Here is a 15648-nt window from a genome sequence, read left to right as displayed (position 1 = left end):
CCGGAAGCAGCTGCGACGCAACCATGACGGCTGCTCCGACTGTCTGAACAAAGATCGACACGCGTGGCGTGGTGCGGACGGTGCAGTAGCTGATAAGAGTTTCTTGACGTGCCATGATTGCAGAGGAGTGTGATGGAGGCTGAAGCTAACAACACGCCGGCGCTTGCCGCGACACCGGTCGAGACACCGGCGGTGTCATGGCGCACACGCCTGCTGAAGCCGCTGCTGTATGCAGGCGCCATCGCTGTTGCCGGTGCATTCACCACGGCATCGTGGTGGTGGTCGTGCGGCTGGCAGGGATGCCCCACGCCGTCGCAGTTGCGTGCGTGGAAGCCCACCGAAGGCGGCGCGTTGCTGGCGCGTGACAGCGCCTTCGTCAGTGCACTCTCACCCGTCAATCGCACGAACGTTCCGCTCGCCCTGGTGCCGGCGCATGTGCAGGCGGCCTTCATCGCCGTCGAAGATCGGCGCTTCCGCGCGCATCATGGTGTCGACTGGTACGGCGTGGCGCGCGCAACAGTGGTGAATGTCACAGCTGGCAGCATACGCGAAGGCGCCAGCACGATCACGATGCAACTGGCCCGCAACGTGTTCCTGGGCAATCGCGCCACCGAACGTACGTTGGGGCGCAAGCTCCTCGAGTGGCGGTATGCCACGCTCCTCGAGGGCTCGCTCTCCAAGCAGGACATCCTCGAGCGATACCTCAACGTGATCTACCTCGGCAACGGCGTGTATGGCGTCGAGGGCGCGAGCCGCGATCTGTTCGGCAAGTCGGTGAAAGACATCTCGCTTGGCGAAGCGGCGATGCTGGCCGGCCTGCCCAAGGCACCGTCGTCCTATTCACCGCGTCGCGACAAAGCACGCGCGCGCGCGCGCCGCGCCATCGTATTCGATGTGCTGCTCCGCGAAGGGGTGGCCGACAGCGCTACCATTCGGAAATTGCGCAACACGCCGCTCAAGCTGGCGCGTGCGGAATGGGCGCCGACGCGAGCCGTCGATTCGTGGGCGGTGGAAGCGGTACGCGTGACCATCGATTCGTTGCGTTCGGCCGGCGTGATTCCCAAGGCACTCAACGATGCGCAACTGCGCGTGTGGAGCACGATCGACCGTCGTGCGCAGATCGCCGGCGAGCGCGCCATCGCGGCAGGTGCCTGGCAGATCGATCAGGAGCGGGCATACGGCGGTTTTTCTGTAAGCGGCGCCGGGTCGCGCACGCAGGGGTCGCTCGTGGCGCTCGATCCCATCACTGGCGCGCTCCGTGCCATCGTTGGTGGGCGCCGCATTGAACGAAAGGGCTTCAACCGGGCGCTGCGCGCCAAGCGTCAGCCGGGTAGCACCTTCAAACCGTTCGTGTACGCCGAGGCGCTGCGTCAGGGCTTCACCGCCGCCAGCATGCTCGAAGACGAACCGGTCGAGATCGACATAGGGCGCACCACGTGGACACCGGCCAACTATGGCGACAACTACGCCGGGCACATCACGATGCGCGATGCCTTGGCCCGTTCCGCCAACGCGGCCACCGTGCGGCTCAGCAGCAAGCTGAGCGTGCAGCGCATCGCCGATCTCGCGCACGCGCAGGGCATCAGGAGCGACCTGCCCATCGTGCCGGCGCTCGCGCTTGGTGCCGGTGCCGTAACGCCCCTCGAGCTCACGGTCGCGTACGCACCGTTCGGCAATGGTGGTACGCGCGTGCAGCCGTATTTGGTGGAACGCGTGGAAGATCAATTCGGCCGCGTGATCTGGAGCCATCCGCGTACCGCGAGCGTCAAAGTGCTCGAAGCAACCGACGCGTTTCTGATGACGTCATTGCTGCAGGGCGTGGTCGATCGTGGTACCGGTCGCCCGGTGCGTGATGCCGGCATACGTGGGCCCGTGGCCGGTAAAACCGGTACTACGAATGAAGGCACCGACGTCTGGTTCGTCGGGTTCACGCCCACGCTGGTGGCCAGTGTCTGGTTCGGCGCCGACGACCCGCAGCCGCTGGGCTGGAACGCGTCCGGCGGTCGAATGGCAGCCCCGGTGTGGGCCCGTTTTCTCCGCGACGGTTGGCACAGCCCCGAAGAGGACAGCGCGTGGGTCGCGCCCGCCGGCATCGAGACCAAGCAGATCGACATCGGCACCGGCAAGCTCGCCAGCGACTGGTGCGGACCGTCGCGTAAAGAGTTTTTCGTGCGCGGCAGCGGGCCCAGGACATCGTGTGAGAACGATCCGTATCTCGCCATGCGTGACGCCGAGCCGCCCGACTGGCACGACAGCATCGGTGGCGGCGCTGGGGAGATCGATCCGGCGCAGATTGCGGAGGCGGTGGCCGGCGTGCTGGAAGCGGTGGGTGGCAACGCCACGGCCCGCGCAGCCGCCGGTCGTATCATGAGCGAGCTACGTAAAGCGCAGCGCGAAGCCGCTCGCGAAGCGAGGCGGGAGGTCGAACGCGTACGTCGCGAAATGCAGGGGGTGCCGCGACCACCGGTACCGCCGCGGACGCCTCGCGAGCGCGACTAATGAGGAACTTCGGTTCTTGTAAACCAGCCGTAACTTTGTCGCGAAAAAGCCCCAGATCACGCCTGGATCACGGCCAGCTCACCCGCCATCCCCACACTCCGGTCGAACGCCAAACGCATTGTGCCGATGGCGCGACCTCAACCGGAGTTTCGCATGTCCGTTCGCCCTTTGCTCAGAACCCTTGGTCTCGCGTTCCTGCTCGGTGCCTGCAGCGATACCCAGATTGTCGACCCACTGTCCGATGTCCCCGAAACCGCGACCCTGATCCGCACCGCGGAAACGGCTGGCTTGGTGCGGGTCACGGTCCCCCAACCAGACCCCGGCATTCCGGCCTATGCCCGCGCATTTCCGGGCGAAAAACAGTTCTTCCACAACGGCGAGTGGCTGGCCATTCCGTTTTATCGGGCGCCGAGCGCGATTCCCGCGGACTTCAACCTGATGACGTTCTTCCACTTCCCCGGCCCCGGCGGGCCCGGTGCCTTCGCCACCCCGATCCTGATCAAAGGATTCTATTTCATCGAGCCCAACGCACCCCTCGGTACGTTCCCGGTACTCGCCGTCTCGACTGGTGATGCCGTGCCGATCTGGTTCGTGCGCTGGTCTGTTTACCAAGCCGCCATGGCCGACGGTGTGGTCACCATTGGCGACGTGAACGCCATGCAACCGCTGCGGGGAATCGCGACCACGTTCAACGAAACACTGAAGCCGCGCACCGGCGATCACCTCACGGTCATCACCGCGAGCGGAAAACTCGCCGACGGCCGCACCTTCGACTTTCACGTGACCCACGTCGGCGACGCGTCGCGGGCGCTGCGGATCAACTTCGGCCGATAGATCGCACGCGGTACAAGCCGGAGCACGCGAGGAACAGCAAACGAGAAGTAAAAAGGGCTCTTCGGGGTTTCGTATGGGTGAATCTCAGCCGACTCGCCTTCGAACCGCATCACCGCGGGCCTTTGGGCCGAGTATCACCCAAACTGAATCCCGCATTTGTTTTGGATTGTTCCTCTGCGTGCTCTGCGCCTCCGAGTCCTCTGCGTGATCAATTCAGCAGACTGTCCGTCGACGCGTGATCCGTTCGGCGGCAGATCGCTGGCGGCGATGCTCGGGGCGATCGCGAACTGATCACGCAGAGAAACGGAGTACGCAGAGGCGCAGAGGTCTCTTACCGATAGAACGGCGTCACCTCGGCAGGCCGCTGAAACGCACGGTCCAAACACACGCGCGTCGGGAAGCGGCCGACAGTGCAGCGGGCACTGCGGCATGTCGGTGGCCATGTTCGGCGAGGCAACGCAGCGGGCCGTTGGGCCGAGAGTCACCCACACGAAACCCGAAGAGCCGCAAAAAGGCAGCTGCCGTTCTCCCTGTTCTCCGCGTTCTTTGCGAGCTTCGCGCGAGCCAGCGATCTCCAGGATCTCCCGACGCTATCCGTCCGCACGCGCCCGAGGCGGGGTACCATTGGCCGTGCCCCTCACCGCATCGTTGCCGCCCACGCGCCAAAGCCGGGCTCGATTGCATCCAATCGGTGCAGCAACTCGTCACGCGAGGCCATTCGCGTCGCTCCCCGGGGAAACGCCTGCTTCAAACGCCGCAGGAACGTGACGCCCTGTTCGTCATGCACGCGCTGGACCTGCTGCTGAAAGCGGGCCTGGTACCACACATAGTTTTGCGCGCCGACAGCGAAGTACAACCGCTCGAACGCGTCGATGGTGCGGTGTTCGGGGTGAGCCGCGTCGCGATACCCCTGCAGAATGCCTTCCCAAAGCTTCGCGTCCACGGGGCGTGCGGCACGCAGGTACGTGTAGCAGAAGTAGGTCGCGAGCCACTCGTTGAACCATTGCGACGGCACGTCGATGCCGTAGGCGGCGGCGAAGGCATGACCCAGCTCGTGCAGGCCCACCAAGTCGACGTAGCGTTTCGACGCCTCGGTCCACGTGCGACCGGATGCCGCGATCAATCGTCGCGCCGTATCCGAGATCGCCGCTTCGAGTGAGAGGGCGTCGTTGGCCGCGAGGTTGTCGTCGGTGGCGGGCAAAAATGCGACAGGGGGCGCACCCTCGATGCCAGGGATACCGTACGGCTGGTCCGTGATCACACGCTCCCAGGTCGGCCGCTCGAGCACCGCGATCGACAGTTCCGGCGAAATCCCGAGCGAGTCGGCGAAGAACTGCCGCGCATCCTGGATCAGCGTTCGAAGGCGAACAGCCTTGGCTTCGTGGCCAGGACTATAATAGACCGTGAGCCGATCGGTCGAACTGGGCAGGCCGAGGGCGCGGATCCGTTGCAGGAGATCGGCTGCTGGCGCCGGCGGTGGCGCGCTCTGAGCGAGTACCGCCGACGGCCGATTGGCCAAGGCAATGAGAAGTGATGCCGCGAGCGCGACTCGACGCGCTACCTCTCGCGGGGGGTGGAAGTTCGATTCCATGACGTGCTCCGGAGTGGGAAAGGCCTGGCGCGCACGAGCCGACGCCTTGTCGTCCAGTGGGGCGGGCGCCACTTTCCGGCACAATGCGAGCGCGCTGCTACCCACGTGTGACCCGGGCGTGACCTGATGATCCCGACCGTGATATTCCGCGCACTTTGACCAGGAACCGATGATCGCCATCGCGGCGCTGGGTGCGTTGAACGTCAGTGAACCGACGCGAGGGAGTCTGGCCACGCTGTTGGCGCAGCCGCGCCGCGCCGCATTGCTGGTGTATCTCGCAATCGAAGGCGAGGGCGAATTCGTCTCGCGTGATTCGTTATTGGCGTTATTCTGGCCCGATAGTGACGAGTCTCGGGCGAAAGCGGCGCTTCGGCAGGCGTTGACGTTTCTGCGTCGGTCGTTGGGCGAACAGGCCATCCATGGCCGCGGCGACGACGCCATCGGCCTCGACCCCGCGCACGTTTCCTGCGACGTGTGGACATTCCAGCAGGCGCTCACGGCTCAGCGAGACGACGAGGCGCTGGCGCTGTATCGCGGCAGTTTGCTCGACGGACTGGTCGTCGACGACGCCCCCGCGTTCGAACAATGGGTCGCCAATCGTCGGGAGACCTTGGCTCGGAAGGCAGCGAAAGCTGCCGCCCGGAGCGCCGACGCGCACTCTGGCCGTGGTGATCTCGAGCGCGCCGTGGAATTAGCCAGACGCGCACAAACGCTGAACCCCTTCAACGAATCCCATCATCGTCGGCTGCTGACCGTGCTCGATCGATCGGGCGACCGGTCGAGCGCCCTGCGCGAGCACGACACGTTCGCGGCGCGACTTCGATCAGAGCTCGAAGCGGATCCTGCTCCCGAGACACTGTCGGTCGTCGCGGCCGTTCGGGCCCGAACCATATCAAACACCCCGCCTAATACCTCGCCGGTCATGTCGGCGAAGGCGATCGATCGAACGAGCGGCCCCGCAACTGCCGACATCCCGCCGAGCACGTCGCGAGCGATCGCGCCACCGGTGCGCACCATAAGTTGGCTGATCGCCAGCGCTGCCGCAGTCGCCACGACGTTGATCATCACGCTGGCAATGCGCCGACCGCCGGCGACCTCCGGATCGGCAGCGCCAGTTTCAGGGCTCGTCGCGAACCGCATAGCGGTGCTGCCGCTCACGGAGTCGGTGCCAGACTCCGCGCGTTCGACGCTGGGCATCATGGCCGCCGATTGGATCACGGAAGGTCTCTCCCGCCTGGATGGCGTCGAGGTGGTGCCCGCCACCGCCCTCCTCGCCACGGAGGCCACACTGGACACCGCCTCACAATCCGCCCTTACGGTCAACGATCGCTGGCAGCGCGTGGCACGCGACGTCGGGGCGGGAATGGCGGTGCGCGGTACGATCTATCGCGAAGGACGCACGGTGCACCTGCAGGCGCAGTTGCTCGAGACGCACACGGGACGATTGCTTCGTCCCGTCGAACGCGTGAGCGTCCCCGACGACAGCCTCATGGTGGGCATCGACCGATTGCGCACGCGCGTGGTGGCGGCGCTCGCACCACTCACTGATACGGTCACGCATCTTCGGCGCGCCATCGCCCCGCCCACGTACGAGGCGTATCGCGACTACGTCGCCGGCCTCACCACGTTCGTGAACGGCAACACACGTGCCGCGCTGTCATTGTTTCAGCGCTCGGCCGCCGCCGATTCGTCGTATCCCATGCCGCGCATCGCGGCGACCATCATGCACCTCAACCTGAACGATGCCGATGCGGCGCAACGATTGATGGCGTCGCTCACGGCCGAACGGGTTCGACTGGGACCGCTCGAGCAGAGCACACTCGACATGGTGCAAGGCCTCCTCGCCGGGAACCTGCCCATGGCGTACGACGCCGTGGTTCGGCAGGCCCGTATCGCACCAGGCACGATCGGCGAGTACATGATCGGGGAACTGGCGCGCAAGATGAATCGGCCGGCCGAGGCGGTGAGCGTGTTGCGGGCGCTCGGGCCCGACCGCGGTGAACTGCGTGGGTGGCGTCCCTATTGGCAAGAACTGACGTTCGCCGAGCATCTGCTGGGCAATCATGACGCCGAGCTCATCGCCGCACGCGACGCGATGCAGCGCTATCCCGATAACGTCGCAATCGCCGGTTACGAGCTGCGAGCACAGTCGGCCCGTGGCGATCGTGCTGCCGTTTCAGCGGCGTTGGTTCGACTCGACGCCTCGTTGGCCTCGCTGGGTGAGCGTGCGACACTGCGTGTGATGATGGCGACGGAGTACGTGGCGCATCACCCCGACGATGGTCGGGCCGTGGCGCGCGCGGTCGCTGCGTGGTTCGACTCGCTTCCATCTGCCGCACGCGATGCGCCACTGATTCGTCGTCAGGAGGCGCATGCGCTGCTGTTGCTTGATCGCGCCGCCGATGCCCGCGCCAGACTGCGGCCACTGATCGGCCAACCCACCGCATCGTCGACGCTGTCGTTCGCGTTGATGGGGCTGGCGGGCGCGGTAGCTGCCGCTGACGGCGACTCGGTCGAAGCACATGGCTGGATGAATCAGATCACGGTGCGGGCGGAGGCAATGACACCGGCCGCACGCGGAATATCTTGGGGCGAGTCGCCCTACTGGCGCTCGATCATCGCCGCTCGACTGGGTGACAGCACACTCGCGCTCACCTTGCTGCGTGAAGCGCGTCGCGAGGGACTAAGCATGGAGCCGACGGTACATGCCGAACCCGCGTTCGCCGTGCTCCGCCGATGGCCGCCGTTCGCCGCCTTGCTGGCGCCCGTGACGCGTTGAGCCTAGGCCGTGCTCCGGTTGGCTCCGCGCTGGCGGTCGACGGTCCGCGCGAAGCTTCCGTGCTCCAAGGAAATAATGTGAATGGAGGCACCATAGCGCTGCAGTGCAACTGTGCACCGCGATGCAAATGTCTGCTGCTACACCTGCGAAACACCGACCCGCACCCATGTGCCAGGCGTTGCGGTAGGAATCGCCGTCAACAATTCCGGGACGAGTGGCCGAAGGTCGACGAGCCGATTCGAATGCGCGTTGACGATGATGACGCCGAACGGCAGCGCGGGAATATTCTGTTGATGTGGGAGATTCTTATCCATCGTGACAAATACGTCGCAGACGGGTGCGGCCCGTCGCATCAACTCCCCGTTTTGAGCGCCGGACCATCCCAGACCGCGAACGGTCGCGACGGAAAATGGGACGATCTCTGCCGCAAATTCGAGCGGCAGATTCTCGTCAAGAAGAACGCGCACCAGCGAGCAGGGAGTCGCGGGCGGCGTCCAACGCGGTCACCGTTTGCTCTTTGGACACGGCGGGGAATTGCCGCAGAAATTCGTCCAGTGTTTCCCCCCCCTCGAGATAGTCGAAGAGCGATTGGACCGGGACGCGGGTACCAACAAACACCGGCGTGCCGCCAAGCGTGTCTGGATCGATGTGGATCGCGTCGGTAAGGTTCATCGCGGTGCCCCGAAGATGATGAGTACTCGTCAAAGTATACACCATAGTGCGGTGAGCGGCATCGACGCCGGTAACAGCGCGGATCGCTGCAGCTCGGCGTCGGGGATCGATTGGCCCACGGCAAGGCGCCGCGGCTGTGCACAGGTCTCTCACCGTGGACGCCCGCCGCTCGCCGAGGTGAACAGCGCCACATCGAGTCCGAGTTTTCGCACGATCGCCGCGAAGCGCGGGCTACCGCGCAGCACGTCGTACCGTCGGTGTGCGAGCGGACTGTTCACCACACCGATCTCGAAGCGGTCGGCGGCCCGCTCCATCGCCGTGAGCGCCTGGGCGGTATCGCCCGCAGCTAGAAAGCCAACAGTAAGTGCTGAATGGATGCGAGGATGACGGGCGAACTGCACCGCGAGCTGCTGCGTGAGTGTTGCCGCACGCGCGATATCTCCGGATGCACCAATGACGTAGACCCCACCGGAGATTTGCGTTGGTTCGCGCGCGGCGCGCATCACCGATTCGGCTCGCCGTACGGCCACCGGCACCTGACCGCCATCGTGCAGGGCCAGCAGGGCATAGCTCGTCACGGCGGACACAGTGGAGTCGATCTCCCACGCCCGATTGGCGACGGCCATCGCCTCGGCATGCTGCCCCGCGATGGACAGCGTGAGCGCCACGTAGCCAAGCGTTACGGCGTTCATCGGGTCGAGCTCGACGAGGCGCCGCGCGGCGGTCAGCGCCTCGTCAACGCGGCCTGTGACTAACAAAAGCCGAGAGCGATACTGGTGCGCACTGGGGTTGCTGCCATCGACTCGTACGGCGCGCTGCGTCGCCTCGTCGGCCTCACGCCAGCGGTGCTGGTAGATGCGCGCCACTCCGATCGCGGCCCACCCTTCCGAGGAGGCCGAGTCGATCGCGACCGCGCGCTCTCCTTCCGCGAGCACCCGCGGTATCGCATCGATCATAGCGACATCGGTGGCAATCGCGAGCGCGATCCACGTGAGTCCAAGTACCGCATGAGCCCGCGCAAAGCGCGGATCCTTCGCGATGGCCTGTTCGAGGTACTCCCGAGCACGCACGAGTCCAGGTCCGCGGCGCTGGTAAAAATACACGCCGCGCTGGTACAGCTCGTAAGCCTCGAGATCGTCGGTGCCAGGGCCCTTAGTCGCCGCGTCGGTTGCGCCATTGGTCAGTGTGACGCGCAAAGCCCCGGCAATCGCCCGCGCGATGTCATCCTGCACCGCGAAAATGTCCGTGGCTGCGCGCTCATATGTCTCGCTCCACAGCAACAGCCCTGTCCTAGCGTCGGTGAGCTGCGTACTCACCCGCAACCGGTCGCCGGCGCGACGCACGGTACCTTCGAGCACAGCCCCCACCTGCAGGGCTTCGCCAATCGCCTGTGCGGACATTCTCTTGCCGGCGAACGCCGCTGCGGAACTGCGCCCGACCACCTGTAGCTCGCTCACCTTGCTAAGGGCACTCGAGAGTTCGTCGGCCATGCCTTCGGCGAAATACACGTTCGCCGTGTCGCCCCCCACACTCGCAAACGGGAGTACGACGAGTGTGCGCGGCGCGGTCGTGCTGGCTGCACCAGCTGCTGTGACTGCCGCGATCGGCGTATCAGTCGCCGCGGCAGGTCGCTGGATGATGCGCCAGGCACCAAATGCTACCATCGCGATCACTGCCACGATGGCGGCTCGTCGCACGTGCGGCGTGCGTGACGACGGACGCGCGAGCCGCGCGGCAGGTGCGTGTCCCGCTCCCTCCACCGGCGTGACGACGATGGCCAGTTGGCGGAGCAGCTCGGTGGCGCCGCTGGGGCGATCCGCAGGGTTCTTGGCGAGGCACTGCATCACCAACGCTGCCACATCGCGCGGGACCTCGGGAGCGCGCACGCCCAGCGGCCCTGGCGCCTCCGCGATATGCGCGGCGATCAGTTGCGAGGTGCCGCTCTTGCCCGCAAACGGGTGCTGCCCAGCAAGCAGCTCATACGCCACGACGCCCCACGCATAGAGGTCGGCGCGATGATCGACGTGTTCGCCCACGGCTTGCTCGGGCGCCATGTACGCGGGCGTACCGATACTGCTACCGACCTGGGTGAGAGTGCCGTCGTCCGCGCGCAGCGCGGCACTGTCCTGCGTGCGTGCCGCACTGATTGCCTTGGCGATACCGAAATCGATCACGACCGCGGCACCACCGGAGAGCAGGATGTTGTCCGGCTTGATGTCGCGATGGATCACGCCTTCGCCATGTGCATACGCCAACCCGCGCGCCACATCGCGTAACACATTGAGCTGGTCGTGGAGTGACATCGTGGCGCCACGTGCCAGCAGCGCACGCAGCGACTCGCCCGTCACGAACGGCATGGTGTAGTACGGCACGCCACCTGACGTGCCCGCCGCCAGCACCGGCACGATGTTCGCCTGCTGCAGGCGTGCCGCCGTGGCGATCTCGCGCGTGAAGCGTTCGACGCTGACACTCGCCGACAGTTCCGGCGCGACGACCTTCACCACCACCTCGCGGCCGAGCGCGTTCTCGCGCGCCACGAATACGCGCGACATACCACCCCCGCCAAGCTCGCGCTCGAGGGTGTAGCCGTCGCCGAGCGTGGATTGCAGCTGCGCGCGGAGGTCACTCATGGCGGACGATACTCCTGCATCAGGGCCGCCCAGCGTGGGCGATACGTGCCGCGTGACCGGCGGAAGCGTGTCCCCGCAAACGCGCACCGCCGATAATGTAAATTATCGCCAACGTTATCGCAACGCGACGTTCGCCATGAACCCTTCCAGTGGCGCCCACACATCGTCATGCGGGCGCCCCCCGACTGCTGAACAGCGAGAGCGATGCCAAAATCCGCGACGAACGGATGCGTGCCTTGCGCCGACTGCTGCAGCAAAATGTTGTCGGGCTTGATGTCTCGGTGCACGATGCCCGCTGCGTGTGCTTCGGCTAGCGCATCGGCGACGGCGGTGGCAATCGCCAAGGCATCGGACACCGGCAGTTGTGTTTCGCGCTCGAGCCGCGCGCGCAGCGATTCGCCGCGCACGTAGGGCATGACGTAATACAGCAGGCCATCGGCCGCACCGCTGTCGAGCAATCCGAGAATGTGCGGATGCTGCGACCGCGCCGTGGTGCGGATCTCGCTCAGGAACCGTTCGCCGCCGAGTGCCGCAGCCAAGTCGGGGTGCAGCACCTTGATCGCGACATCGCGCTCGTGCTTGAGGTCGTGAAGCAGGTACACCGTGGCCATACCGCCGGCGCCGAGTTCACGCTCCACGCGGTAGCTATGCCCGAGGGCGGCGGTAAGGCGTGCGAGTACGTCGCGGTGGTCAGTCACCTGCGAAACACCGACAGCAAATCGTCCACCTTGAGCTCCGTCGCCCATTGTTCGAGGTACGCGGCGTCCAGACGCACTCGGTTCAGTGCAATCAGCCGTCGAACGTCGTGCTGCTGTGTCTCGGATGTCTCCCTGCCAAGTCGGAACCACCACAGCTTGGAGAGGATGATATCCTCCAAGCTTGCGACGGGTAGCGGTTCGCTGGCACCCGGCAACGAAATCGCGACCGCACGGCGGATCGCTTCATGATTGAACGCCGACACACAGGGAAATACATCGACCTTCAGGTACGTGGTCGAATGGATCAGGTTGAACCTCCCGCCGATGGCGAGCGCCTCACGCGCTTGATCTAGGTCGGTCAGGAACGTGGCTGAAAGCTCCGTGAGCCACGACTCGAGGTGGGGCTCATCCAGTACCGTCACAATGTCGATGTCATTCGTTGCGCGGAACTCGCCGTGCACGCTGCTCGCGAACGAATCCGTCACGAAATACTCGATTCCGTGCCGATGCAATGCAGCAGCGGTCGCGTTGACCACGTCGAGCAGTTCGCTCATTTCGGTCATTCGTGATTCCGTGCGGCGGTTCGACGCTGCCACATCAGCGCAATGTCATCGCCGTAGAGCTGTCGCACAAAACGGAGCGCCATCCCTGCGGTATCCGGCGTCTTCGCGCGCCTTGCCACGCCAGACTGCAAACGTAGGCCGAAAATGCCAGCGCGCGAAGGAAGCGTGCATCTGGAGTGAGCTGGGCAATCTCTGCGTCGTAACGAGACGGCACCACGGGATCCAAGAGCACACGACGGGCGGTTGCGGTGGGGCTAGCGTTGATAAGGGCGAAGGTCGAATCTAACGTCTCGACCGTGGAGTCGAGTCACGCAAGCCGATGCGGCACGTGGATTCCCTGCGCGCAAATCTCCAAGCTACGCCGCGCTGATCGACGCCTGCAGCGCCACGGCGACCGCACTCGCATCGACAAAGCGGTCGTCCGGCGACTTCGCGAGACACTGCTCGAGCACGGCCGCCAGCGCAGGCGGTACGTCGGCCTGCTCGACCAACGACTTGGGCGTCTCATACAAATGCGCCGCCAACATCTGCGTCGCACTGCGCCCAGCAAAGGGTGATCGCCCCGTGAGCAGATAGTAGCCGAGCGCGCCAAGCGAGTAGAGGTCACTGGCCGGTCCCACGTTGATCTCGCCTCCCGCACACTGCTCCGGACTCATGAACTCCGGCGTGCCGACGAACATGCCGACCTCGGTGAGGCGACCGTCGCCGTGTGCCGGTGCACCGCTCACGACGAGCCCGAAATCGAGCAGCTTGGCGACGTCCTTCACGCCCCCTCGCTCGGTTATCATCACGTTGCTCGGCTTGATGTCGCGATGCACGAGCCCCTTGGCGTGCGCCTCGGCGAGCGCGCCGCACACTTGCGTGAGCACATGCACCGCACGCTGAGCGGACATCGGTCCGTCGCGGTGCACGATGGCTTCGAGTGTATCGCCGGGGAGATACTCCATCACGCAGTAGAACGTCCCATCGTCGCTCCGACCGTAGTCGAAGATCTGCACCGTGTTGGGGTGCGTAAGGCCCGCCGTCGCTTGCGCCTCGCGCTCGAAACGCGCGATGGCGTCGGGGGAGCCGGCCTGCGCAGGCGTGATCAGCTTCACGGCGACGGGGCGGCGCAGCATCCGGTGCTCGGCGTGATAGACCTCGCCCATGCCACCGGCACCAAGCCGTTCTCCAAGTACGTACTGGCCGAGTTCACGCGCCGCGGCTTCGCGACGGGCGACGGTCTCGTATCGGAATGAGCCGAACCAGACCATCACCGCCGCCGATCCGACGAGGGTGAGCGTGACATTGAGTACCAAGGGAGCTCGCGAGGCAGGGATGGTGCCATCCGCCAGTCCCAACGCCACGGGTATCAGCGAGGCCGCGAGAAAGATCACCATGGCGACCGCAGTGCGCCGCGCGGTATTCGGAATCAGGGTCCCGTAGGCTACCACAAGAAAAACCCAATACGTCGCCCGACCAAGCGTGATGTCGACGGGCGCCAAATCATAGACCCCAACGAGAGACGAGAGGGTACTTTCGAGCATGGCAATGAATAGGCCAACCGAGAACGTGAACATCGCGGCTTCGCACGCGCGCAGCCATCCCAGCCTTCGGGGCCGCTTATCGCGAAGCAGGACCCCAAGTATGGTCCAGGCAGCCGCCAGCGGCACGTTGACCCACAGCGAAAAGAACTCGAAGTGCGCCTCAGCGGGGCTCGGTAGCGAGGCATTCGACGCAAGGTCAGAGAGCGCTATTGAGCCGTGGCACGCGGCAAAGATGAACGAGATGAGCCGGAGACGTGACTGCAGTGTCGCGCGAAGTTCCTCGCTTCGGCTGAAATCACTCCGTCCCACGTCCCCGCGACGAAAAAGCGCGGACGCAGGTTGCGGTGCGTCTGGGTGTCGAGAACGGAGGATAGGCGATTCCTGGGTGAACGAGACGCGGCTAATGTAACTTTGATGTGCCGGAGGCGGGGCCACTCCGCATGACGCGGCCGCATGCAACACTCGGTGCTTGTGGTCGGTTCGGAACCCGGTGAACGCTGCGAGGATTCCATCTGTAGTCCCCACGCGAGCACACCGCTGACCGATTCCGACATTATGCCTCTCCGCCCTGCAACGCGACGCCTGCCACTCACCGCGCGGAGGCTCCTGCCGACCCTGCTCCTCGTGCTCGCCGTGGGCGGGTGGTCCACGCCGATCCCACCAAAGGTGCCAATGCCGATAACGCTCTTCGACTTCGCCGCCGCCGACGAAGCATCATGGGACGTCGTCAACGACGGCGTGATGGGTGGCCGTTCCTCAGGCTACGTAGCAGTCGAGGCGGGCACCCTTCGCTTCACCGGCACGCTCGTGACGCAGGGTGGCGGCTTCACGTTGGTGCGGGCTCGACGCGTGGTCGATCTCACGGGCCAGATCGGGCTCGAGCTCCGAGTGCGCGGGAGTGGTCGCCGGTTCGAAGTCGAAGTAGACGATGGCCTGCGGAGTTACGGACGCAGCGTGTCCCGTCGGGCCGCGTTCCCGTCGTCTGCGGAGTGGACGCTCGTCCGCGTGCCATTCGCCACACTCCGGAGCACCATCTTCGGACAGGCGGTGAATGCCTCGCCGATCGACCTCGCGCGCATTCGTGGCGTGGCGCTGTACATGGCGGATGCCAAGGACGGGCCGTTCCGTTTGGAAGTGGACTACATCCGGGCGTACGGCGCCGGCGAGTAGGCCGGGCTGGGTGGCGTGCTGAATCGATGACGAGGCGCTGACGGGTGTACGCCATGGCGTGCCATGAACCCTTGCCACCCTCTCGCCGAGTGCCGTAACGTATGGCCATGCCCGCGATACATACCGAGTGGACCGTCGAGATGCTGGATGCGCTCGAGGACGATGGCCAGCGCTACGAGCTCATCGACGGTGAGCTTCACGTGACGCCCGCGCCTGCTGACACGCACCAGCTGGTTGTGGGCGAACTCTACGCGTTGCTGCGCGAGTATCTCAAGCCACTCGGCGGCGGACGCGCGATGATCTCGCCAGCCGATGTTCGACGCGGCGACCGCACGCGCAATCGGGTGCAGCCCGATGTGTTCGTAGTGAGCGTGACTGACGGCAAACGGCCCGCGTATCCGTACGATCTCCACGATCTGCTGCTCATCGTCGAAGTGGTGTCTCCTGGCAACCCACGCCTCGACTACCACATCAAGCGTGAGCTCTATCTTCGCGACGGCGTAGGCGAGTACTGGGTGGTCAATCCCGATGCGCGCAACGTGTCGCGTTGGCGCGGACGCGGCGATCCGGGCGAGTTACTGAGCGAGCGCATCGAATGGTCGCTGCCGGACGCCGCGCAGCCGTTCGTGCTCATGCTCGCGGAGTTCTTCGACGAAGCACTACGGTAAGGGGCTCTGATTTCAACT

The 15648-nt window shown here is 65.2% G+C and carries 12 protein-coding genes; 5 read left to right on the top strand and 7 right to left on the bottom strand.

Annotated elements, in window-relative coordinates; all coding sequences use genetic code 11:
• Positions 1-132: 132 nt before the first annotated feature.
• Positions 133-2499, top strand: a complete 2367-nt coding sequence (locus ACESNG_RS09125; RefSeq protein ID WP_373058475.1) for a transglycosylase domain-containing protein — start codon at positions 133-135, stop codon at positions 2497-2499.
• A 153-nt stretch (positions 2500-2652) separates the two neighbouring features.
• On the top strand, positions 2653-3333 hold the full coding sequence (locus ACESNG_RS09120) for a hypothetical protein (protein ID WP_373068658.1): 681 nt from the start codon (positions 2653-2655) through the stop codon (positions 3331-3333).
• A gap of 637 nt (positions 3334-3970) precedes the next feature.
• Here the strand turns inward: ACESNG_RS09120 and ACESNG_RS09115 are convergent.
• Complete coding sequence (locus ACESNG_RS09115) at positions 3971-4924, bottom strand: hypothetical protein (RefSeq protein WP_373068656.1); 954 nt, start codon at positions 4922-4924, stop codon at positions 3971-3973.
• 169 nt (positions 4925-5093) lie between these two features.
• On the opposite strand from ACESNG_RS09115, the gene ACESNG_RS09110 reads away from it, so the two are divergent.
• A complete protein-coding gene (locus ACESNG_RS09110) occupies positions 5094-7703 on the top strand; it encodes a BTAD domain-containing putative transcriptional regulator (RefSeq protein WP_373068654.1) in 2610 nt (869 codons plus the stop codon).
• 137 nt (positions 7704-7840) lie between these two features.
• On the opposite strand, the gene ACESNG_RS09105 is transcribed toward ACESNG_RS09110, so the two are convergent.
• The 6 genes from ACESNG_RS09105 to ACESNG_RS09080 form a co-directional block, all read right to left on the bottom strand.
• On the bottom strand, positions 7841-8017 hold the full coding sequence (locus ACESNG_RS09105) for a hypothetical protein (protein WP_373058483.1): 177 nt from the start codon (positions 8015-8017) through the stop codon (positions 7841-7843).
• Between the two features lie 136 nt (positions 8018-8153).
• On the bottom strand, positions 8154-8375 hold the full coding sequence (locus ACESNG_RS09100; RefSeq protein ID WP_373058485.1) for a DUF433 domain-containing protein: 222 nt from the start codon (positions 8373-8375) through the stop codon (positions 8154-8156).
• A 149-nt stretch (positions 8376-8524) separates the two neighbouring features.
• Complete coding sequence (locus ACESNG_RS09095) at positions 8525-11005, bottom strand: protein kinase domain-containing protein (protein WP_373068652.1); 2481 nt, start codon at positions 11003-11005, stop codon at positions 8525-8527.
• A complete protein-coding gene (locus ACESNG_RS09090; protein ID WP_373068650.1) occupies positions 11002-11703 on the bottom strand; it encodes a serine/threonine-protein kinase in 702 nt (233 codons plus the stop codon). The genes ACESNG_RS09095 and ACESNG_RS09090 overlap by 4 nt, the downstream gene beginning before the upstream one ends.
• A complete protein-coding gene (locus ACESNG_RS09085; protein ID WP_373068648.1) occupies positions 11700-12266 on the bottom strand; it encodes a hypothetical protein in 567 nt (188 codons plus the stop codon). The genes ACESNG_RS09090 and ACESNG_RS09085 overlap by 4 nt, the downstream gene beginning before the upstream one ends.
• Positions 12267-12622: 356 nt before the next feature.
• Complete coding sequence (locus ACESNG_RS09080) at positions 12623-13792, bottom strand: serine/threonine-protein kinase (RefSeq protein ID WP_373058493.1); 1170 nt, start codon at positions 13790-13792, stop codon at positions 12623-12625.
• Between the two features lie 555 nt (positions 13793-14347).
• Here ACESNG_RS09080 and ACESNG_RS09075 point away from each other — a divergent pair.
• Both ACESNG_RS09075 and ACESNG_RS09070 read left to right on the top strand, forming a co-directional pair.
• A complete protein-coding gene (locus ACESNG_RS09075) occupies positions 14348-14962 on the top strand; it encodes a CIA30 family protein (protein ID WP_373058495.1) in 615 nt (204 codons plus the stop codon).
• A gap of 107 nt (positions 14963-15069) precedes the next feature.
• Complete coding sequence (locus ACESNG_RS09070; RefSeq protein ID WP_373058497.1) at positions 15070-15630, top strand: Uma2 family endonuclease; 561 nt, start codon at positions 15070-15072, stop codon at positions 15628-15630.
• Positions 15631-15648: the final 18 nt, after the last annotated feature.

Origin of the sequence: Gemmatimonas sp. (assembly GCF_041689975.1) — a bacterium.
Taxonomy (GTDB): domain Bacteria; phylum Gemmatimonadota; class Gemmatimonadetes; order Gemmatimonadales; family Gemmatimonadaceae; genus Gemmatimonas.
The sequence above is the reverse complement of the archived record's forward strand: the minus strand, read 5'-3'. Positions and strand labels throughout refer to the sequence as shown.